This window comes from Rhodococcus sp. 06-1460-1B (genome assembly GCF_002258475.1).
GTDB classification, from domain to species: domain Bacteria; phylum Actinomycetota; class Actinomycetes; order Mycobacteriales; family Mycobacteriaceae; genus Rhodococcoides; species Rhodococcoides fascians.
Map to the genome: position 1 here is coordinate 98233 of NZ_NOYS01000030.1, position 19978 is coordinate 118210.

18 protein-coding genes and 1 pseudogene are annotated in these 19978 nt (G+C 63.2%); 11 read left to right on the plus strand and 8 right to left on the minus strand.

Going from position 1 to position 19978, the window contains the following annotated elements:
- Positions 1-8 precede the first annotated feature (8 nt).
- Entirely contained in the window at positions 9-713 is a 705-nt protein-coding gene (ureG, locus tag CH268_RS16570; RefSeq protein WP_032370566.1) for an urease accessory protein UreG, read from the plus strand.
- 3 nt (positions 714-716) lie between these two features.
- Positions 717-1376 carry an urease accessory protein UreD gene (locus CH268_RS16575; RefSeq protein WP_032370565.1) on the plus strand — a complete coding sequence of 220 codons (660 nt, stop codon included), beginning with the start codon at positions 717-719 and terminating at the stop codon, positions 1374-1376.
- Between the two features lie 90 nt (positions 1377-1466).
- Here CH268_RS16575 and CH268_RS16580 read toward each other — a convergent pair whose 3' ends face one another.
- From CH268_RS16580 to dapA, 5 genes are all read right to left on the minus strand, one after another.
- The gene (locus CH268_RS16580; RefSeq protein WP_032366182.1) at positions 1467-2870 is read right to left on the minus strand and encodes an NAD(P)/FAD-dependent oxidoreductase; all 1404 of its coding nucleotides are present in this window, start codon (positions 2868-2870) and stop codon (positions 1467-1469) included.
- A 113-nt stretch (positions 2871-2983) separates the two neighbouring features.
- Positions 2984-3784: a HugZ family pyridoxamine 5'-phosphate oxidase gene (locus CH268_RS16585; RefSeq protein ID WP_094665136.1), complete on the minus strand. Its 801-nt coding sequence runs from the start codon at positions 3782-3784 to the stop codon at positions 2984-2986.
- 60 nt (positions 3785-3844) lie between these two features.
- Entirely contained in the window at positions 3845-4444 is a 600-nt protein-coding gene (locus tag CH268_RS16590; RefSeq protein WP_094665138.1) for an isochorismatase family protein, read from the minus strand.
- 32 nt (positions 4445-4476) lie between these two features.
- The gene (locus tag CH268_RS16595) at positions 4477-6858 is read right to left on the minus strand and encodes an ATP-binding cassette domain-containing protein (protein ID WP_094665140.1); all 2382 of its coding nucleotides are present in this window, start codon (positions 6856-6858) and stop codon (positions 4477-4479) included.
- A 71-nt stretch (positions 6859-6929) separates the two neighbouring features.
- On the minus strand, positions 6930-7868 hold the full coding sequence (gene dapA, locus CH268_RS16600; protein WP_255182419.1) for a 4-hydroxy-tetrahydrodipicolinate synthase: 939 nt from the start codon (positions 7866-7868) through the stop codon (positions 6930-6932).
- Positions 7869-7947: 79 nt separating this feature from the next.
- Here dapA and CH268_RS16605 point away from each other — a divergent pair, with 79 nt between their 5' ends.
- Positions 7948-8868, plus strand: a complete 921-nt coding sequence (locus CH268_RS16605; protein ID WP_094665350.1) for a LysR family transcriptional regulator — start codon at positions 7948-7950, stop codon at positions 8866-8868.
- Here the strand turns inward: CH268_RS16605 and helR are convergent.
- Entirely contained in the window at positions 8824-10986 is a 2163-nt protein-coding gene (gene helR / locus CH268_RS16610) for an RNA polymerase recycling motor ATPase HelR (protein WP_094665144.1), read from the minus strand. The two genes, CH268_RS16605 and helR, sit on opposite strands and share 45 nt — an antisense overlap.
- A gap of 94 nt (positions 10987-11080) precedes the next feature.
- Here helR and CH268_RS16615 point away from each other — a divergent pair, with 94 nt between their 5' ends.
- A complete protein-coding gene (locus CH268_RS16615; protein WP_141215159.1) occupies positions 11081-11605 on the plus strand; it encodes a hypothetical protein in 525 nt (174 codons plus the stop codon).
- Here CH268_RS16615 and CH268_RS16620 read toward each other — a convergent pair.
- Both CH268_RS16620 and CH268_RS16625 read right to left on the minus strand, forming a co-directional pair.
- Complete coding sequence (locus CH268_RS16620; RefSeq protein WP_048320399.1) at positions 11563-11970, minus strand: hypothetical protein; 408 nt, start codon at positions 11968-11970, stop codon at positions 11563-11565. The genes CH268_RS16615 and CH268_RS16620 overlap by 43 nt on opposite strands.
- Before the next feature lie 217 nt (positions 11971-12187).
- Positions 12188-14383 carry a sensor domain-containing protein gene (locus tag CH268_RS16625; protein ID WP_094665148.1) on the minus strand — a complete coding sequence of 732 codons (2196 nt, stop codon included), beginning with the start codon at positions 14381-14383 and terminating at the stop codon, positions 12188-12190.
- Between the two features lie 310 nt (positions 14384-14693).
- Between CH268_RS16625 and CH268_RS28095 the strand changes: the two genes are divergently transcribed.
- The 7 genes and pseudogenes from CH268_RS28095 (at position 14694) to CH268_RS16650 (ending at position 19941) form a co-directional block, all read left to right on the plus strand.
- A complete protein-coding gene (locus tag CH268_RS28095) occupies positions 14694-14978 on the plus strand; it encodes a hypothetical protein (RefSeq protein WP_217900920.1) in 285 nt (94 codons plus the stop codon).
- 24 nt (positions 14979-15002) lie between these two features.
- Entirely contained in the window at positions 15003-15644 is a 642-nt protein-coding gene (locus tag CH268_RS16630; protein ID WP_217900921.1) for a hypothetical protein, read from the plus strand.
- 205 nt (positions 15645-15849) lie between these two features.
- Positions 15850-16086, plus strand: a pseudogene (locus CH268_RS28280) (hypothetical protein); the annotation flags it as partial.
- Between the two features lie 50 nt (positions 16087-16136).
- Positions 16137-16481 (plus strand): nuclear transport factor 2 family protein, encoded by a 345-nt coding sequence (locus CH268_RS16635; protein WP_032387419.1) that lies wholly within the window; start codon positions 16137-16139, stop codon positions 16479-16481.
- On the plus strand, positions 16478-17317 hold the full coding sequence (locus CH268_RS16640; protein ID WP_094665150.1) for an SDR family NAD(P)-dependent oxidoreductase: 840 nt from the start codon (positions 16478-16480) through the stop codon (positions 17315-17317). Before CH268_RS16635 ends, CH268_RS16640 begins: the two co-directional genes overlap by 4 nt.
- Positions 17318-17456: 139 nt before the next feature.
- A complete protein-coding gene (locus CH268_RS16645) occupies positions 17457-17903 on the plus strand; it encodes a VOC family protein (RefSeq protein WP_094665152.1) in 447 nt (148 codons plus the stop codon).
- A gap of 442 nt (positions 17904-18345) precedes the next feature.
- Positions 18346-19941, plus strand: a complete 1596-nt coding sequence (locus CH268_RS16650; RefSeq protein ID WP_094665154.1) for a DUF2207 family protein — start codon at positions 18346-18348, stop codon at positions 19939-19941.
- The last annotated feature ends 37 nt before the right edge of the window (positions 19942-19978 follow it).

A 19978-nucleotide genomic window follows, 5' to 3' on the forward strand; every position in this document is an offset into this window, starting at 1 on the left:
GAGATGTCATGCCCCCGCACCTGATCGACGGTGAGCCCCACGACCACGGGTTGGACCGACCCAAGCGCACACGGGTCGCAGGCGATGCTTTGCGTGTGGGAATCGGCGGACCCGTCGGGTCGGGCAAGACCGCCTTGGTGGCCGCCTTGTGCCGCCAGCTCCGCGACGAGCTGTCTCTGGCCGTGCTCACCAACGACATCTACACCACCGAGGATGCCGACTTCTTGCGGCGGCACGCAGTGTTGCCGGACGAGCGCATCACGGCCGTGCAGACCGGCGGCTGTCCGCATACCGCGATACGCGACGACATCACCGCCAATCTCGACGCGATCGACGACCTGATCGAGAACAACCCCCCTCTCGACCTGATTCTGGTGGAGTCCGGCGGCGACAATCTCACCGCCACGTTTTCGTCCGGTTTGATCGACGTCCAGATTTTTGTCGTCGACGTCGCGGGAGGAGACAAGGTGCCTCGTAAGGGTGGTCCCGGCGTGACGTTCTCCGACCTGCTCGTCGTCAACAAGACCGATCTCGCGCCGTACGTCGGTGCGGATCTGGGTGTGATGGAGCGCGACGCCGCGCAGGTGCGCGAGGGTCGTCCCACGGCCCTGATCTCTCTCACGGACGATCCCGCAGCAACGACGGTGCTCGGCTGGGTGCGTGAGCAATTGAAGGTCATCGCCGACGCCGACGCACACGACCACGCGCACTGAACGATGCACACCGAGCTCCGCATCGACGCGAGTCGTCGACGCAGTCCCCGCATCACATCGGTCGGCGGACTCGCAGGTAGGCAGACGGGGCCCGACACCGTCCACTTGATCGGCACCGCGGCCACGCCTCTCGGCGGAGACACCATCAGCGTCAGGATCTCGGTGGCTGCCGGCGCTCGTCTGGATGTGCGTAGTGTGGCGGCGTCCTTGGCGATGCCCGGTGCAGCACAACGTCATTCGTCGGCGCACTGGCACGTCGAGCTGGGGGCGGGAGCGTCACTCGTCTTCGACCCCGAGCCGATGGTCGTCGTCTCCGATGCCTCTCATACGGTGCTCAATGTCATCGAACTGGAACAAGACTCGGATCTGTGGCTGCGTGAGCGCGTACAGATCGGCAGGCTCGACGAGGTGGCGGGACAGTGGGCGAGTTCGATGCACTGCGATGTGGGAGGCCGGCCGCTGTTGCGCCACCGGGTGGAACTGGGGGAGGGGACGGTGGCGCACGACGGCTTGTCGGCACCGATGTCGATGTCCAGCACGCTTCGCTATCCGGACAGTCGGGATTCCGAGGTCGATCTGGCGGGCGGCACCGTACGGTTGTCCTTGGCCGGGGGTGGCTCGCTGAGTACCTCCGTCGGTCATCGCCTTCAGCCGACCCGATAGATCGGGCAAGGCAGAAAGAAAGGGCTCCTCCGACGATGTGCGTCGGACGGAGCCCTTTCTGCTTCGCTTACCTTGCGGGTGCTGCGTGGATCAACCCGCTGCTTTTTCGCGTTCCTCTTCGACCTCGGCCGTCCGCTTGTTCACGTCGCCCGCTTTCTCGAGAGAGTTCAGTTGTTCGATGGCAAGCCGCGCGAACACCTGCTGCTCCGTCGATGCCATCTGAGCACGGCCTCTACCGAGGAACGTGACGAACCAGGAAATGACCGTGGTGATACGGCTGCGGTACCCCACCAGGTAGTACAGGTGGAGGGCGAGCCACATGAGCCATGCGATGAAGCCACCGAACTCCAGCTTGCCGACCTTCGCCACCGCATTGAAACGCGACACCGTGGCCATGGAGCCCTTGTCGAAGTACTTGAAGGGTGCTCGCTGGGTGGGGTCGTCCTGCCCCTTGACCGATGCCTTGATCAGCTTGGCGGCGTAGGTGGCACCCTGGATCGCACCCTGCGCCATGCCGGGAACGTCCTTGACCGACATCAAGTCGCCGATGACGAAGACGTTCGGATGACCCTTGACAGTCAGATCCGGTTCCACCAGAACTCGGCCGGCGCGGTCCGTCTCCGAACCCGACTGGTCGGCCAGCTGCTTGCCGAGGGGGCTGCCCTGCACGCCCGCGGACCAGACCTTGCACTGAGCCTCGATACGACGCGTCGTTCCGTCTTTTTCCTTGACGGTCAAGCCGTCGTTGTCGACGTCGGTGACCATCGCGTTGAGCTGGATCTCGACACCGAGCTTCTCGAGCCGTTCGGCTGCCTTGCGACCGAGCTTCTCGCCCATCGGGGGAAGGACGGCAGGTGCGGCGTCGAGCAGGATGACGCGCGCGTCGCGGGGGTCGATGTTGCGGAACGCTCCGTCGAGGGTGCGGTCGGCGAGTTCTGCGATTTGCCCTGCGAGTTCGACACCCGTCGGACCTGCTCCGACGACGACGAACGTCATCAGGCGGTCCTTCTCCTCTTGGTCGTCGGAGAGTTCCGCCTGCTCGAAGGCTCCGAGGATGCGTCCGCGCAGTTCGAGTGCATCGTCGATTGTCTTCATGCCGGGCGCGAACTCGGCGAAATGGTCGTTACCGAAGTACGACTGCTGGGCACCGGCGGCCACGATCAGGCTGTCGAACGGGGTAACGGTGACGCGCTCGAGCAACTTGGACGTGACCGTCTTGGCTTCGAGATCGATGTTCAGCACGTCGCCCAGCAACACTTCGGCGTTCTTCTGCTTGCGCAGAATGACGCGTGTGGTGGGAGCGATCTCACCGACGGACAGAATGCCTGTGGCCACCTGGTAGAGCAGCGGCTGGAATAGGTGGTGGGTCGTCTTTGCGACGAGGGTGATGTCGACGTCGGCCTTCTTGAGCGCCTTGACGCCGAACAGACCTCCGAACCCGGAACCGATGACGACGACACGGTGACGCTTCGATTCGACCGGTTGGATGCTCATTACCTGCTCCCTAGACGTTGCGATGTAGCCACAACGGTAGTCGCCCCGGGGCGGAGCGTCTCGCCAAGGGCCCAGCTACCGGTCGACGTGCAGCTCTCGCTGTCGCTGTGGAACTACGGGGCGGTAGCCGACCTCTTGGCCAGTTCGACCGTTGCAGCGCGCAGCTCGTCCGCGGAATCGATGGGCTCGGAGTAACCGACTCTGGTGTAGGCCGCACCGCGCGGTGTGTGGACGTTCAGATCGAGGCCGTATCGATCTGCGGCCGTACACGTCGCCGAGGTCGCGTCCGGGTAGCCACCCAGCTTTCGGGCCATCGCCAACAGAGACGTCGCATGGTCCGCGTTGAGGTGCTCGACGGCGTAGGCCGAGGACGGAGACACGGGATCCGGGGACGCCTCGGAGTACGCGCCTGCCGTCGCCGAATCCATTCGGCCGTACCCGCCGACCCATCGCACCCGATGCACTCGCATGACCCAGAGCGTGAAGTCGCTGTAATCCACGTAGTACTTGGCGGCCGGCACCGCGTCGAGATGCGCTTGTCGTGCGGCAGTGAGCTCGGCTCCTGCCGGTCGCTCGACCACCCCGGCCAGCGTGATGCGGCCCGAGGCCAGCGGGTCCGTCTGTGACTGGGGTGCAACGATCGACAGACTTGCTCGTGGATCACCGTCGAGATTTCGACCATGCTCTGCCATCCGCGACACGCACAGCACGGGTGCGCCGTCGAGCAAGCCGTATGTCACGAACGACGCCCATGGATCGCCGTCGGCGGTCAGGCTGGCCAGCGTCGCGATATTGGTGGACGCAGCGATCGTGCGCGCCTCCTCGGCCGCCGAGGGGCGACGGTCCGCGACCACCGGAGACAGGGGAGGGGGAACGGACGGGGCGTCGCCGGGATCGCCGTGATCGAGTGCCATGGGCGGCAGTCTACGTTTGTCCCGGATCGAGATGGTGTGCGTGCATGACCGGGTTGCCGATCAGCACGAGTCGAACAGAGCAACAATAGGAGCGTCAGGATAGCGGCCGACGAACGTGACGTCCTCTGTGGCGACGGCCGATGCGGTTCGGCCGGGTGCGGTCTGGTTGTCCCAGTACATGTTCGTGTGCGCGATGACCTGCTGCGGTGTGGGCAGGGCGGGGTCCGGCAGGTTCTCCGTCGTGTGGGCATCGCTGACCAGAGTCACGTCGTACCCACGAATTAGAGCTCCGTGCAGAGTCGATCGCACACAGAAGTCCGTTTGCGCGCCGGCAACCACCACATGCCCCACTTCGGCATCGGCGAGCACCTCCTCCAAGGACGCGCCCTCGAAGGCGTCTCCATGCTTCTTGTGCACCAAGGCGTCTCCGGCGTCGATCGGAAGTTCCTCCACGAGTTGCCAGCCCGGGCTGCCGGACACGAGCTCGCGGTCAGAGGAATGTTGCACCCAGATCACCGGTGTGTCGGTCCTTCGCGCTCGCGAGACCAGTCGCACCATGTTGTCGACGACGCGAGTGCGATCGTGGGCGGCCGCCATGACGTCGTTCTGGACGTCGACGATCAGCAGCGCAGTTGCAGGGCGGTCGGGCAGGGTCGTCACGTCGTCTCCATCGAGTGTTCGGTTCTGGTCAGCTATCCGACGTACGCGGCCAGGTGCTTCGCGGTCAGGGTGGATCCGTCCGCCACCAGGTCTGCGGGGGTGCCCTCGAACACCACGAGGCCGCCGTCGTGCCCGGCCCCGGGGCCGAGGTCGATGATCCAGTCGGCGTGGGCCATGACGGCCTGATGGTGCTCGATGACGATCACCGACTTACCCGAATCGACCAGGCGGTCGAGCAACCCGAGCAGTTTGTCCACATCGGCGAGGTGTAGCCCGGTGGTCGGCTCGTCGAGTACATACACCCCACCCTTCTCGGCCATATGTGTCGCGAGCTTGAGTCGTTGCCGTTCGCCGCCCGACAGAGTCGTCAGCGGCTGGCCGATCTTCAGGTAGCCGAGCCCGACGTCGTTGAGACGTTGCAGAATCTTTTGTGCCGCAAGCAGTTTCGCCGGTCCGTCGGAGAAGAAATCCTCGGCCTCGGCCACCGACATGGACAGCACCTCGTCGATGTTTCGCCCGCCGAAATGGTACTCGAGTACCGAAGCTTGAAACCGTTTGCCCTCGCACACCTCACACGTCGTGGCAACGCCGGCCATCATGGCGAGGTCGCTGTAGATGACCCCCGCCCCATTGCACGTCGGGCAGGCACCTTCCGAATTGGAGCTGAACAGAGCGGGTTTGACCGCATTCTCCTTCGCGAAGGCTTTGCGGATGGGTTCGAGCAGACCCGTGTAGGTCGCGGGGTTGCTTCGCCTCGATCCGCGGATGGCACCTTGATCGACCGAGACCACATCGTCGGTGCCCGAGAGCGAACCGTGAATCAGCGAGCTCTTACCGGAGCCTGCCACCCCGGTGACAACGACCAGCACGCCGAGTGGAACGTCGACGTCCACGTCTCGCAGATTGTGCGAGTCCGCCCCGCGAATCTCGAGCACCTCCGAGAACTCGCGAACCGAATCCTTGAGACTCGCGCGGTCGTCGAAATGGCGGCCGGTGACCGTATCGCTCTGTCTCAGTTGGTCGACGGTGCCTTCGAAGCAGACGTGGCCGCCCGCACTGCCGGCACCGGGCCCCAGGTCGACGACATGATCTGCGATGGCGATCGTTTCCGGCTTGTGCTCCACGACGAGAACGGTGTTTCCCTTGTCCCGCAGCTGCAGCAGAAGGTTGTTCATCCGTTCGATGTCGTGGGGGTGGAGACCCGTCGTCGGCTCGTCGAACACGTAGGTGACGTCTGTCAACGACGAGCCGAGATGTCGAATCATCTTCGTACGCTGCGCTTCTCCGCCCGACAATGTGCCCGACGGCCGATCCAGGCTCAGGTAGCCGAGGCCGATCTCCACGAACGAGTTCAGGGTCTCGCTCAGCGTCGTCAACAGCGGTGCCACCGACGGTTCCTTCAGGCCTGCGACCCACGTGGCCAGATCGCTGATCTGCATGGAGCAGGCGTCGGCGATGTTGATGCCCTTGATCTTCGACGATCGGGCACCCTCGTTGAGCCGCGTTCCGTCGCATTCGGGACACGTGGTGAACGTGATGGCACGCTCCACGAACGCCCGGATATGCGGCTGCATCGCGTCGACGTCCTTCGAGAGGAACGACTTCTGGATCTGGGGGATCAGGCCGGAATAGGTCAGATTGATGCCCTCGACCTTGATCTTCGTAGGCTCGCGATACAGCAGATCGTCGAGTTCTTTCTTCGTGTACTTCGCAATGGGTTTGTCGGGGTCGAAGTAACCACAGCCGCGAAAGATCCTGCCGTACCAGCCTTCCATGCTGTAGCCGGGAATCGTGATGGCGCTCTCGTTGAGGGACTTGCTCGCGTCGTACAGGGCGGTGAGGTCGAAGTCGCTGACCGAGCCGCGTCCCTCGCAGCGCGGGCACATTCCACCGGTGACGGAGAAGGACTTCTTCTCGGTGGTCTGACGACCTCCCTTGTCCACCTTGTAAGCACCTGCACCGGAGACCGATGCCACGTTGAACGAAAAAGCCTGTGCAGAGCCGATATACGGCTTCCCCACTCTGCTGAATAGAATGCGAAGCATGGCATAGGCGTCGGTGGCGGTTCCGACGGTGGAGTGGGGATTGGCACCCATTCGCTGTTGATCGACGATGATGGCCGTCGTGAGCCCGTCCATCACATCGACGTCGGGCCGCGCGAGAGTCGGCATGAAGCCCTGAACGAAGGCGCTGTAGGTCTCGTTGATCATGCGCTGGGATTCGGCCGCGATGGTACTGAAGACGAGGGAGCTCTTTCCGGACCCGGAGACACCGGTGAACACCGTGAGGCGTCGCTTGGGAAGTTCGACGCTGATGTCGGCGAGATTGTTCTGCCGCGCGCCCTGTACTCGAATCAGATCGTGACTGTCGGCGGCGTGCGCTGCCGATTTCTGCGTGACCTTGGTCGTCGCCATGCTCGCGGTGTCTCCTGATCGTCACGGCAACCGAAACCGAGAAGGTCGATTGCACCGAGGTATGTGTGCGATCACGGTAGTCGTATCGGAACGCGCATGCTTCTCGATTCCTGATCGATTCCTGTCACCGCCAACGCGTGGGTCAGACGCTGCAGATCTGCGGCGGACGATTCGAGCAACGGTCGCCGCACCGTGGCGTCGACCAGCACACCGATGGCGACCAAGGCCGCCTTGGCCATGATCGCTCCCTGGGTGGTGCGCATGACGGCCTCGACGAGAGGTAGCAGCGATCGCTGTACCGCGTTCGCGCGAGTCAGATCTCCGGCACGGACCGCGTCGAAGAGGTCGGCGTAGCGGTCGGCGACGACATTGCCGACCACACTCACCGAACCCGTTGCACCGCAGCACAGATAGGGCAGGGTCAATTCGTCGATACCGCAGTAATAGGCCAGGTCGGTTTCAGCCATGACGTTCATCGCCTCGTACAGGTCGCCTTTCGCGTCCTTGACCGCCGTGATCGAGGTATGCAGCGAGAGGTCGACCAGGGTCGACGCGTCGATCGGCACACCGGTCCGAGCCGGCACGTCGTACACCATGACCGGAAGGGCTCCGGCATCGGCGATGGCGACGATGTGATCGGCGACGCCGGCCTGCGTGGGGCGCGAATAGTAGGGGGCGGTGACGAGCAACGCGTCGGCCCCTGCATCGGCGGCACGTCGCGCCGACTCGATCCCGGCGGAGGTGTCGTTGGTGCCGACACCCGCGATCACGCGCAGGGCGTGGCCCGAGAATTCGCGCGTCGCCGTGATCAGATCGGCCTGCTCACGCGGCGTGAGAGTCGGTGCCTCCCCGGTGGTGCCGGCGACAACGACGCCGTCGCAACCGGTCGCGAGCAAGTGGGCCAGCAAGGCGTCGGTGCCGGTGCGGCTCACCTGCCCATCGGCGTTCATCGGTGTGCACATGGCAACCAGGTTGGTGCCGAACGTCGACGTGGCCGAAGAAGTGGACATGTTCATTGTCCGAGTGTGAGCCCCCATGATCGTCTCGGTCCAGCAATGTAATTTCGGCAGTATTGCGTACCGTTGCTTCATGATCGATGTCAATGCACTCCACGCGCTGCGTGCAGTTGCCGCCCTGGGCACGCTGACGAAAGCGGCCGACGAGCTCGGCTACACCGCGTCGGCCGTCTCCCAGCAGATCAAACGGCTCGAACGCCAGGTCGGAACGCCGGTACTTGCGCAGGCGGGCAGAGGTGTTGTCCTCACGCCGGCCGGACGGGCAGTGGTCGAATCCGCGGACGAGGTGTTCCAGGCTCTCGAGCGGTGTCTGGAGTCGGCGAGATCGGCAGACGAAGGTGCCGCGCGCGGGGTGGTGCGAGTGGTTGGATTCTCCACTGCGATCCGCGGTCTGCTCGCACCTGCACTCGCGACCCTGAGCGCTCGCCATCCCGACCTCACCGTGCAGATCGGGGAGGAGGACCCGGATCGGGCGCTGCACAGTGTGCATTCGGGAGCAGCAGACCTGGCGCTGGTGCACGACGCCGACGGAGTTCCCGCAGTGGCTCCTCGCTCGATCGTTCGGCGATCCATTCACACCGACCACGGCGATGTCGTCATGAATCGAACCCACCCCCTCGCCGCAGGGAAGTCGCCCCTGACACCGGCAGGCCTCGCGACGTACCCGTGGGTGACGAGCCCGGCGGGCACGTTGTGCCACCAGTGGTTTCGTCGACTGTTCGCGGACACGTCGAGCGAGATCGACGTTCGGCACCTCGTCGACGACTTCTCCACTCAGCTTTCCCTGGTGGAGGCAGACGATGTGCTGGCACTGATTCCCCGTCTCGCAAGACCGCCTCTCGGCCCGGCGCTCGTGGCGGTCCCGCTGGCGCGCGCCCCCAAGCGAGAAGTGCATGCCGCGTGGAGGCGCAGCGCCGATGCGAGTCCGGCGATCCACGCCGTGCTGGATCTACTCGATTCGCTCGCGCTGCGACGAGGTCAAGATGACGAGTAGACCTGTGGCTCGTGTCATCGCCACATACGTGTCGACAGCACCTGCGACGCCGGAGCCGAACAAATCCGGGTCGATCAGAACGACCAGATCGAATTCCAGACCTTTGGCGAGCTGCGGTGTCAGCGAGCTGATTCGATCGGACTGCGGAAAAGTAGGATCACCGATCACGCATGCGGTTCCGCCGGTCGTCGAACCGAGCCAATCGGCGAGAACCGTCGAAAGCGATGCGACGTTACCGTATTCGACCGGCACGCCGGTACTGCGTATCGACGTGGGAACGTTGGCGTCGGGCAGCGCCGCCCGGATCACCGGCTCGGCCACGTCCATTACTTCCTGCGGCGTCCGGTAATTCACGCCGAGAGCGGCGACGGTCACCTCGTCGATACCTACTCGTTCGAGCCGATCCGGCCACGTCTCGGTAAAGCCCCGACGAGACTGCGCTCGGTCTCCGACGATGGTGAAACTCCCAGCAGGGCATCGCCGAATCACCATCTGCCACTGCGCATCGGTCAACTCCTGAGCCTCGTCGATCACGATGTGCGCGAAGGGACCCGCCAGCGGATCCGTCGGATGGTCCTCGAAGCCGGACGAATCGACGAGTGCATCCCGAATTATCTCCTGACGGAATTGCGCGGCCATCATCTCGTCGTCGTCGACCGCCATCAACTCGTCGACGACACTGTCCATTCGCGAGCGTTCGGTCGCAGCAGCCAGTGATCGGCGTCGTTGTCGTAGAGCATGTTTCGGATCGCCGAGTCGCGCCCGTGCCGCGTCGAGCAGCGGTAGGTCGGCCCCAGTCCAGCGTGTCGCATCAGCGCGTCGAAGTGCTCGAATGTCGTCCGCGTCGAGCCATGGTGCGCATGTGCGCAGGTATGCCGGAACGCTCCACAGGTCCGCCACGAGGTCTGCGGCATCGACGATCGTCCACGAGCGTTCCAGGACGTCACGCAGATCCTCGTTCAGCTGCAGCGACTGCCGGAACTCTTCGTGCGATCCTGTTGCGGCACAGCGATCGGCCACGATGGTCGTCAGTAGATCCCAGATCTGGTCGCGAGCCTCGTTGTGCGGCGTACCGGGATCTGGCGCACCGAATGCCTCCACCCAGTCGTTCGGCGGCAATATAAAAGTGCCCCAGTCTGTTTCGACTGTGACGTCGTGGTTCGGTGGTTGTTCGTAGAAGGCAACAGCCGCCTCGATGACCGCGTCGACGTCGAGGTCTTCCTTGAGCCGCGCCGCAACAGGATCGGTGTCGTCGAGCGCATGTTTTCCCTCTGCGACGAGGTCTCGCAGGGTGCATGTTTGTACTCCCTCCTCGCCGAGACTGGGGAGTACGCCCGAGACGTACGCGAGGTAGGGCTGATGCGGACCGATGAACAGTACTCCGCCGCGGTTGTGTCCTATTCGTGAGTCTGCGTACAGCAGGTACGCGGTGCGGTGAAGGGCAACAACAGTTTTCCCGGTTCCCGGTCCGCCGTCGACCACCAGTGCCCCGTGCGCGTCGGCTCGAATGATCGCATCCTGATCCGCCTGGATCGTGCCCAGTACGTCACGCATCCGAGGTGAGCGCTCGGCACCCAGACTGGCGATGAATGCGGACTGATCGTCCAGCGCGGCGTTGTCGTCCAGAGACGTGGGATCGAACACCTCGTCCCAGTAGTCGGTGATGCTGCCGTTCGTCCACCGATAGCGGCGACGGCTTTTCAGCCCCATCGGGTTGGCATGGGTTGCACCGAAGAACGGCTCGGCAGCGGGGGAGCGCCAGTCGACGAGCAGTTGCTCGCCCGCATCCCCGAGCAAGCCGGTACGCCCCACGTACACCGGTTGGTCCGAGTCGATGGGGACGAACCTCCCCAGACACAGATCGGCACCGTAACGACGCAGTTGGCGCAGCCGCCCGTTCAATCGGTGAATCTCGAAATCACGTTCCATCACCTCCTGTCCCATCCGCCCGGATGACTTCTGGATGGCGTTCAATCGAGCGATCGTGTCGGAACGTGACTTCTCGATGCTGGCGGTGATCGCCGAAAAGTGCTGTCGGTCATGACCGATGAGCGTGGATTGGCGCTTCGGTGCGAGCCTGTCGGGGAGGTCGAAGACATGGGGCGGCACTGATTTCACGGGACTCCGATCCGATGGTGCGGGTGTGCAGCGAGCCATTCTGAACCCTCGACGGGGTCTTGCCGCAAGACCCCGGGTGCGCTATACATTGAAAGTGGAAAGAGAGCGAATCTTCTTCTCCGCATCACGCCGCAGACGCCCGTTGCGTGTTCTGCGTGGATTACTTCCCTTGATCGGCACGGGCGTATTGGCCGGCGGAGCCGTTCAGCTCGGTTTTGTGACCGGCGTACGGGTCGACGGTCACGGCGGTGAGGTCGGCGCTGCTGTCGCTCTGATCGGCCTGACATGTTGCGCAGCGCTTCTCGCGTGGGGTTGGACCGGATTGTGTGCGTCCCGGAAGGCGCTCGCGGCGGCCATCTCGACCGGGGTCCTGGCGTTCCTCACCACGGCGCTGACCATTTCCTTCGTGGCAACGCCCTACGACGCGATCGTGTGCGGACACTCATCGGACTTCTGCGGACTGGGAGTGCTTCAGGTGGTTCCGACTGTCGGGGCGGTAGCGCCATGGACCGTCGCCGGAATTCCCGGCCTACTTCTCGTACTCACGGAGCGGCGTGCACGACGCGTAACAAACGATCAGACGGTCAGCCCACCACCGCGGTGGAGCTCGAGTCGGTAGATGACGCCGCCGAACAGGGTTCGTTGTACTGCTTCGTCGGCGAAGTAGCTGTCGATGTGCAGGGGTTCGAGATTGGGGTGCGCGTCGAGGTGTTCACGAATGACCGGTACGACAACATCGGGCGTGAGCACGAATCGCTCACCACCGAGGTCGGTGATGCTCGCTCGGCCGCAGCCGTCCCAATCGTGGACGTTGGACCAGTGGCGGATTCCGCAGCCCTCGATCGCTTCGATCAACAGTCGCTGCGCGTAGGGCAGCACGATGGTGCAGTTCGCGCGCACCGCCGCAAGGCCCTGCCGATACGTGACTCCGTGAGCCGCGGCGTAAGCCCGAGCTGCGTGCTTTTCGACGTGGTTCCTGGTCATGAGAGTTCCAATCGCATTGTGCACCAGCCCCGCGCGCCGTTGCACCGGTCGGAAATCATGAACACGGCGTGACGTAACTGAACGTTCTTCATCGCAGATCCGGGCGGACCTTGCCCCTGAAGCGCTGTCGGAGGCGGCGCGGGTGCCTTCTGCAGCTGGGGTGGCTATGCGAGTAGCTCTGATTCGGCACGCTATCACGAAGCGAAGTGACGGGGGTTCACTCAGAAGAGAGCAGCAGATCGGTGATTGCTGCGGCGCTCATCGGACGTCCGAGCAGGAATCCCTGAGCTATGTCGCATCCTGTTGCGGCGAGTGCTTCGAGTTGTTCTTCGGTTTCGACGCCTTCGCCGACGACTGTGACGTCGAACGCGCGGGCGAGTGCAACGATCGCCGAGATTATTGCCCTGGCGCGGACGGCGGGCAACCGGGCCACGTATGACTTGTCGATCTTGAAGCTCTCGAACATCGGGTACCGGTCCAGATACGACATGGAACTGTGCCCTTTGCCCATATCGTCGAGAAGCAAGGACACGCCCATTGCGTGCAGCGCCGCAACGGTATTCGCCACTCGTTCGGTGTCTGCGACCCACACTGTTTCGGTCACTTCCAGACCCAATGCGTTCGGTGGTAGGCCGGTGTCAGCCAGGACAGTGGCGACCTGCGCCGGAAACTCGTGGTCTCGCAGTTGGAGCGCACTGACATTGACGCGCACCACGACGTCGGAGAATGCGCGCCACCGCACTGCGTCGCTGCACGCGACGCGGAGCGCCCATGCGCCCAATGGTGTTGCGAGACCTGTTCTTTCGGCGACTGCGACGAATTCGGTCGGCTCGACAGGCCCTAGATCATGATGATTCCAGCGGGCGAGCGCCTCGACTGCAACGACCTCACGCGTCGAGATGTCCACCAGAGGTTGGTATGCCATGGTGAGTTCGTTCGAGCTCAATGCCGCGCGCAGGTCGACCGACAGCGATCTGATCCGGTCGGCGTCGTACAGGTCTCCCGGGTCGAAAACTGCATGGCCACCGGTTCCGCTGTCCTTGGCGCGGTACATTGCCAGATCTGCCCGGTGAATCAGCTCATGCCTTGTCGAATTCGAGTCGGAGACAGCGACACCGATGCTGGCACTGAGGGGGATGGGGACGTCCTCGGCAGCGAATGGTTTCGCGATGGTGCGGGCGATGTGTCGCGCGATCTCCTCCGCTCGTTCCACAGTGCGCACCCCTTCGCAGATGATCAGGAATTCGTCCCCGCCGAGACGAGCAATGGTGTCGGTCGCGCTCGTTGCGGACACCAGTCGCTCCACGAATTTCACCAGCGCCCTGTCTCCGGCGTCGTGGCCCAGGCTGTCGTTGATGATTTTGAAGTCGTCGATATCCAGCAGAAGGAGGGCCAAAGTATCGGACTGAAAGCGTGCCCGAGCCAGAGCGGTGTCGAGGACGTCGTAGGCGAAAGTGCGATTGGGCAACCCGGTGAGTGCGTCGTGGGTGCTGCGCCGTCGGAGTTGGCTTTCCAGTTCCATTCGTCGAAGTGCCGCGGAGACGATACCCGCGACGGAGCTGAGGAACGAGACTTCCTGTTCGCGATACAGCCGTGCTTCCACACTGTGGATCGAGAGGACTCCCCAGGCGTCTCCAACCGCAGTCATGATCGGTATTGCCACACCGCTGCGCAGTCCGAGCTCCGCCATCGTGTCTGTACGAAACCGGCTTTCGTCGCCGCGGTTGCTGCAAATCACTGGCTGTTCGTGAGCGAGTGCGTACCCGGTCATGGAGCCGTCGCCGGAAGGAACGTCCCGACGAATACCGAGCGAACCGCTCGCGGCATCCATGGTCAAGTAAGGATCGGTGGAATTCTCGAGGTGCGCGATGGCGGCATTTCCCACACCCATCAACGTGGCGGCAGTGTCGGTGGCTGCAGTCAACAGCTCCGACAGCTCGGCGACGACTGCGAACCGACTGAGGTCGGCCAGGGCTTTTTGCTCCTGTGCGTGTCGGCTGGCGGTTACGGCATCGGCCGCCATCCGGGCACTACGTTGTTCGACGGTGTGCCGATGCCGGATGATCGAGGCGACGACGTCAGGTCGGCCGTCCGGGGTGTGAACGACGTATGCCGAGACCACGACCGGAATACCTGCACCGGTCCCGTGATGGCGTAGTTCGCAGTAGCCGTCCCATTTTCCCTCGGAACGCAGCGCCGTACCGATCTCCTCGGCGCGCTCACGGCCGTCCGCAGGGAGAAAATCCAAAGCCGGCAGTGTCGATGCCTCGGCCCAGTCGGACACGCCGATGAGTTCCAAGCCTGCTGGGTTGATGTGGAGAACTGTGCCCGTCAGGTCGGCGAGTGCGACGAAGTCCGGCGATCGCTCCAGAAATTGCCGAAGCGACATCACATCGTCGGCAGCATCGAACATCGGCCCTCCGATCTGCGTCGCTCGGTGTTCGAGCGGCTCGGGCCAATGTTATTCGGCCACCGAGTTCGATGGGTTCGAACACGAGCGGGCAGTAACCCAATTGTCAGAAGCACGCCGCCTTCGGACAGTCGACAATGGTTGCGGTCAGAGACTTCTCCGCCACGGAGAACGCGAGCTTCGATGGGGCCGAAAAACAACTGGGCCAGCAATACATTTTCCGACTCGGACCCTCCCCGATAATCACGTGCAAGCGAGTCGGATGTCTTCACCAATTGTCTCGGCAATTTTGCAGAAATTCGGAACGTAGAGAATGCCCGATGACCCGTCCGCACACAGCGCCGAAAAGGTCGGTTTCATTGCTAGGCTCGCCTTCATGGTCATGGACGAGTGGCTGCTCGATTCGGATCCAGCGATTCGATGGCAGGTACTGCGCGATCTGCACGACGCGCCCCCTGCTGATGTGGCGAGTGAGCGCAATCGAATTGTGTACGAAGGCTGGGGCGCGCGTTTGCTTGCCGCGCGCGACCCGAACGGCCTGTGGGCCGGAGGTGCTTGCTTCCCATCGGGTTTCGACGGCAATTTCTCAGAAGGGTAGCCATGGACTTCGACGCTTCATTCGTTGACGTTGATGCGCGAGATGGGTGTCGACCCGTACGCCGGTGAAGTACGGACCGCCATCGAGGCGGTGCGCCGGAATTGCCGGTGGGAACACGCAGGCCAACAGTTCTTCGACGGTGAAGTCGAGCCCTGCATCAACGGGAGGACTGTCGCCGTGGGTGCATATTTCGGAGTCGACGTCGACGCGATCGTCACCAGATTGGTGAAAGATCAGCTCGCCGACGGTGGCTGGAACTGCGAGGCGGAGTACGGATCGACTCGCGGGTCTTTTCACTCGACGATCTGTGTGCTCGAAGGGTTGCTCGAGCACGAACGAGCCACGGGCGGCACTCCCGCGTCGAGTGCCGCACGCCACCGAGGCGAGGAGTACCTTCTGGAACGCCGGCTGGCCAGGAGGGTGAGCACGGGGGAGCTCGTCGAACCGAACTGGTTGCTTTTCTCCTTTCCGACCTGGTGGCATTACGACCTGCTTCGTGGAGTCGACTACTTCCGAACCGCTGGATCTTTCGTTGACCCGAGATTGACGGCGGCAATCGAACACATCCGGTCGAGACAGTGTGACGACGGCACTTGGGCTGCTGGACAGAACTCACGCCGGTGCGGTCCACTTTCCGATCGAGAATGGCGATGGGCGTCCGAATAGGTGGAATACCCTGCGCGCCCTGCGAATCATGAGATGGTCCGGAGTGGAGACATCGTGACAATCCGCGTGTGAGCCGGCGACCGAGCGAGCAGCGAAAACCTCTGTGCGGACATCGGTTTGGTGAACCGATGCCGAATTCGCCGAGCCTCAGGAATTCACGAGCCAGAGGGTTCCCGGATCGGACCTGACTGGTTAGAATAGAGCGGTGTCGGGGATCGACCACAACCAGGTGGATCGAGCGGGTTCCGCAGGCGAACCGGCTTCGGTGTTATTGATCGCTGATCCCGGCAAACCCACTGCGCTCGCACACCGGGTGGCTGCGCACCTACCGCAACACTTACGAAGCAGAGACCACCGCGAACGCAGATGGACGTCGCGAGTACGCAGTAAGCCGTACCTCTCTGGAGAGCAAGCGGACTTGGCGGACGTTATCGACGCGGTGTGCCGATCCGGTATTGACCTTCCCCCTGGGGGAGGCATCACCGTGGTGTCATGACCACAGAATGGGATGCACTCCCGGACAATGTGAAGAAGTTCATGACCGCCCTCGACGCCCGACAGGGCGCTCGCGCGATCACCGTGTTCACCGCAGATGCCGTCGTGACCGACGAGGGTCATGATCACTCTGGCCGCGACGAGATCGAGGCCTGGCTGACCGCCTCGGTCAATGAGAGTGAGTACACCTACACATCGGAGTTCACGGGAGCGACCGCGACCGGCACGACCGCCGACGTCACGCAGCACCTGGAAGGCAATTTTCCCGGGGGAGTCGTCGACCTGCACTACCGTTTCACTCTGGACGGCGCGCTGATCAACCGGTTGGTGATCGAGCCATGAGCAAGCGATGGTTCATCACCGGTGGCACACCAGGCGGCTTCGGCATGGCGTACGCCGAGGTGGCTTTGGGCGCGGGGGACCGCGTGGTACTCACGGCGCGGCGTCCAGGGGAACTGGCGTCGTGGGCCGATCGGTACGGTGACCGCGTTCTCGTCGTGCCCATGGATGTCACGGATGCGGCACAGGTACTGCAGGCGGTACGAACGGCCGAAGAGCATTTCGGCGGTATCGACGTGCTGGTCAACAACGCCGGTCGCGGCTGGTACGGATCGATCGAGGGAATGGACGAAGCCTCGATCCGGGCAATGTTCGAGCTGAATTTCTTTGCAGTACTGTCCGTTACGCGAGCCGTGCTACCAGGAATGCGCACCCGCAGAAGTGGGTGGATCGTCAACGTATCCTCAGTGGCCGGACTTCTGGCGGCGGTCGGATTCGGCTACTACAGCGCTACGAAATACGCGATCGAAGCCGTCACCGACGCTCTGCGCCAGGAGGTTGCCGAGCACGGAATCTCCGTGTTGGCGGTCGAACCAGGGGCTTTCCGCACCAACGCCTACGCTGGATTCGCCGACGAGCCTGTCGCGGAAGCGATTCCGGATTACCACGACATGCTGGAACAGGTTCGTGTCGATTTCGTCGACATGAACGGGGTGCAGCCGGGCGATCCGTATCGTGGTGCCCGTGCGGTGATCGAAGCGATGGCTCAGGACCCGCCGCCACGCCGACTGATCCTGGGCAACACCGGGTACGACGCCGTGATCGGTGCGCTGGAACAAAACTTGGGCGACATCCGGTCGAACGAAAGGCTTTCTCGGAGCGCGGATTTTCCGGAGTAACCGAGTTGGTGGAGCTCGCTGATTCTGCTGCGGCTGCACGAGGGGACCGGTGAGATCCAGCGGTTGATCGTCGGAGGCGGACTGATGAGAGCCGAACAGAAGCGCAATTCGTGAAACATGCCAGGCGTAGGCTCCTGGCATGTCGTTCAGAATCCTTCGCTCCGACCACGTCGGCTTCGCCGTCGGTTCCCTCGATGACGCCCTTCGGTTCTGGATCGATGGTCTCGGCGCGGTCCTCGAACGCACCGGCGAGATGGGTGGAGAATTTCTGGGAGAGGTCACCGGAGCGCACGGGGCCACAGTCCGGATGGCGGTGGTATCCGTTGCGGGTCAGACGATCGAACTGCTGGAATATCGCAACGTCCAGGGAGAGCAGGGATCCTCTCGACCACACGATCCTGGTTTCGCGCATCTTGCCTTCGAGGTCGACAACATCGACGCAGTCCTGACGCGAATCACGGACTTCGGGTGGACGGCGCAGGGAACTCCTCAACCTATTGCCGGCGGGGCAAAGGTGGGCACCCGCGTGATGTATGCGGTGGGTCCACACGGAGAGACGATCGAATTCATGGAGCCGCCGCAGTGACAACCGATTACCAAGGTCGATCGAACGTTCAGAACATTACCTGACATAATGTTGATTATCGGCAAACTGTCGACCTGCAGTTCGCTGGGATCGACTGTAGTTCGCTGCAGCCCAACAACTTTGCTCGACGCAGTCGATTCGGCTGAAGCTCTTCGTTGTCCGAAGTCTGCGTCGACGCGACGCGTCCCGGTGGTATCGAAATGCCTGCGGGAAATGTGACAAGCTTCCGGTCGACAGCTATCGCAGCCGGCCCGCTGACTGCCCGCTGTCATGGGATCGGCGCACTGCGGACCGGACGGCACCCTCTCCCTCTCTGCTCTTTCCTCACCGTTGTTTCGTCACTGTGACGAAACAACGGTGAGGAAGACCAGTCTGGATATCCACTGCCGCGTCGGCCGAATGTGCTGGCTACCGTATACGAACTCTGGTTAGAGTTCGTTCGATGGACGCCTTTCTCGAGACATCCCGTCGTCGGAACATCCACTGCCGAGTTGCTGCCGCCGTACTGATGGCCCTCATTGCATCGTTCGGCCTCGTCGGCTGCTCCGACGATCCGTCCGGCGGAGACGCCGGCTTCGAGGGTTTGACCTCGGGCCAGCGTGTCTACGACCGAACGGGTTTTTCCCTGAATCCGGCGCAGACCGCGGACATCCAACGTCAGTTGGAGAACTTGAAGTCCGACACCGGTGCGGACGTGATCGCGTACGTGCGTGAGCTCGACGCGGACCCCGATGACACGTTGGATCAAGTAGAAGACCTGCAGCAGAGATGGGTGTCCCTGACGGGCGTCGACCAGGACACTGCAGGCGCAATACTGATCAACCGGGAGCCGGGAAAGGTCGACGAGGCTCGCGCGGGCATCTTCGTCGGCTCCACGTACGACGACGGTAACGTTCCGCGGGACGAACAAGAGGCCATCATCGAGGACGCACTGATTCCGCCGCTGCGAGATGGTGACGTCGCAGGAAGCCTGACCGCGGGCATAGATCGCCTGGCGTCCGACATTCGCAACGGTCCGCCGGTGACTGCCTTGGACAGATTCGCCGACGGTCCAGGCTCGACCTGGCTGCCGTGGGCCGGTTCGGTGATCGCGCTTCTCGGGCTGCTTCTGGTGGGAACGGTGTTTCGGGGCCGAGCTAAACCGACTGTCTCCCAACAATATCCGACGACCGTTCGACCGGACCAGGCCACCGATGCAGCGTACGCGACCGCCCTGGTGCACCGCAGCGCGCAGCCCAGCGGCGTACCGGGGACCGTACTGGCGCTTGCCACCGCCGGTGCGCTCACCTTCGAGCAGGACAAGCCGGGAAAGGTCGACAAAGGGACAGTCAAAATCAGGCTTGTCGACCGAACCCGTGCCCGCGGCGAGGTTCAACAGGCGGTCTGGTCGATGCTCGCCGAACGAGCCGAGAACGATGTCGTACTCGGCGACGAGTTGAAGCAGATCGCTCGAGGCCCCGGTGCAACCAAAGAACTCGTGGAGAAAACACTGCGGGACAGCGGATTCGTTGCCGACGGCTCAGGTCGACGCCGGACAGCGTTGGCCGGTTTGGGCGTACTCGGCGGCGCTCTCGCGATCGGAGGAATTGCCGTGGCGACGTCGGGTGCACCGACGATGTGGCTCGCGGTGGTGTTGTCGGGCCTTCTCTTCGTTGCCGGACTGTGGACGGCGATCGCCTACTCACGCTTCTCGGTCGCGGGCCTGGACGCCTCTCGCCCCTGGGAGGCGTACCGCGACGGACTGAAGCAGGCCGCCAAGGACAACGACGAGTCGGTCGATCTGAACGTAGCTCTGCCGGACATCGTTGCGTTCGGCTTGGCCCCGTTCTTTCGGAAACGACTAGAGGCCGCCACCGACCCCGGGAGTGACACGCCGCTACGAGCCTTCACCTCACCCGCGGATGCCGACTATGCGGCGGGTGTCCCGGTGGTCCTCCCCTGGTCTGCGTTCTCCGGTGTGTTCGTCTCCAGCAGTAGCGGATCCGTTGCGTCCGGTGGAGGTGCAGGTGGAGGAGGCGGAGCGGCGGGCAGTACCTGACGACTCCCCCATTCGTTTCCGGCGAGCGCCTCCATCA

Bases quoted from the DNA above. Each gene is read 5' to 3' on its own strand.
- ureG (WP_032370566.1), top strand. From the start codon at position 9: ATGCCCCCGCACCTGATCGACGGTGAGCCCCACGACCACGGGTTGGAC.
- CH268_RS16575 (WP_032370565.1), top strand. From the start codon at position 717: ATGCACACCGAGCTCCGCATCGACGCGAGTCGTCGACGCAGTCCCCGC.
- CH268_RS16580 (WP_032366182.1), bottom strand. From the start codon at position 2,870: ATGAGCATCCAACCGGTCGAATCGAAGCGTCACCGTGTCGTCGTCATC.
- CH268_RS16585 (WP_094665136.1), bottom strand. From the start codon at position 3,784: ATGGCACTCGATCACGGCGATCCCGGCGACGCCCCGTCCGTTCCCCCT.
- CH268_RS16595 (WP_094665140.1), bottom strand. From the start codon at position 6,858: ATGGCGACGACCAAGGTCACGCAGAAATCGGCAGCGCACGCCGCCGAC.
- dapA (WP_255182419.1), bottom strand. From the start codon at position 7,868: ATGTCCACTTCTTCGGCCACGTCGACGTTCGGCACCAACCTGGTTGCC.
- CH268_RS16605 (WP_094665350.1), top strand. From the start codon at position 7,948: ATGATCGATGTCAATGCACTCCACGCGCTGCGTGCAGTTGCCGCCCTG.
- CH268_RS16620 (WP_048320399.1), bottom strand. From the start codon at position 11,970: ATGACCAGGAACCACGTCGAAAAGCACGCAGCTCGGGCTTACGCCGCG.
- CH268_RS16625 (WP_094665148.1), bottom strand. From the start codon at position 14,383: ATGTTCGATGCTGCCGACGATGTGATGTCGCTTCGGCAATTTCTGGAG.
- CH268_RS28095 (WP_217900920.1), top strand. From the start codon at position 14,694: ATGCCCGATGACCCGTCCGCACACAGCGCCGAAAAGGTCGGTTTCATT.
- CH268_RS16635 (WP_032387419.1), top strand. From the start codon at position 16,137: ATGACCACAGAATGGGATGCACTCCCGGACAATGTGAAGAAGTTCATG.
- CH268_RS16640 (WP_094665150.1), top strand. From the start codon at position 16,478: ATGAGCAAGCGATGGTTCATCACCGGTGGCACACCAGGCGGCTTCGGC.
- CH268_RS16645 (WP_094665152.1), top strand. From the start codon at position 17,457: ATGTCGTTCAGAATCCTTCGCTCCGACCACGTCGGCTTCGCCGTCGGT.
- CH268_RS16650 (WP_094665154.1), top strand. From the start codon at position 18,346: ATGGACGCCTTTCTCGAGACATCCCGTCGTCGGAACATCCACTGCCGA.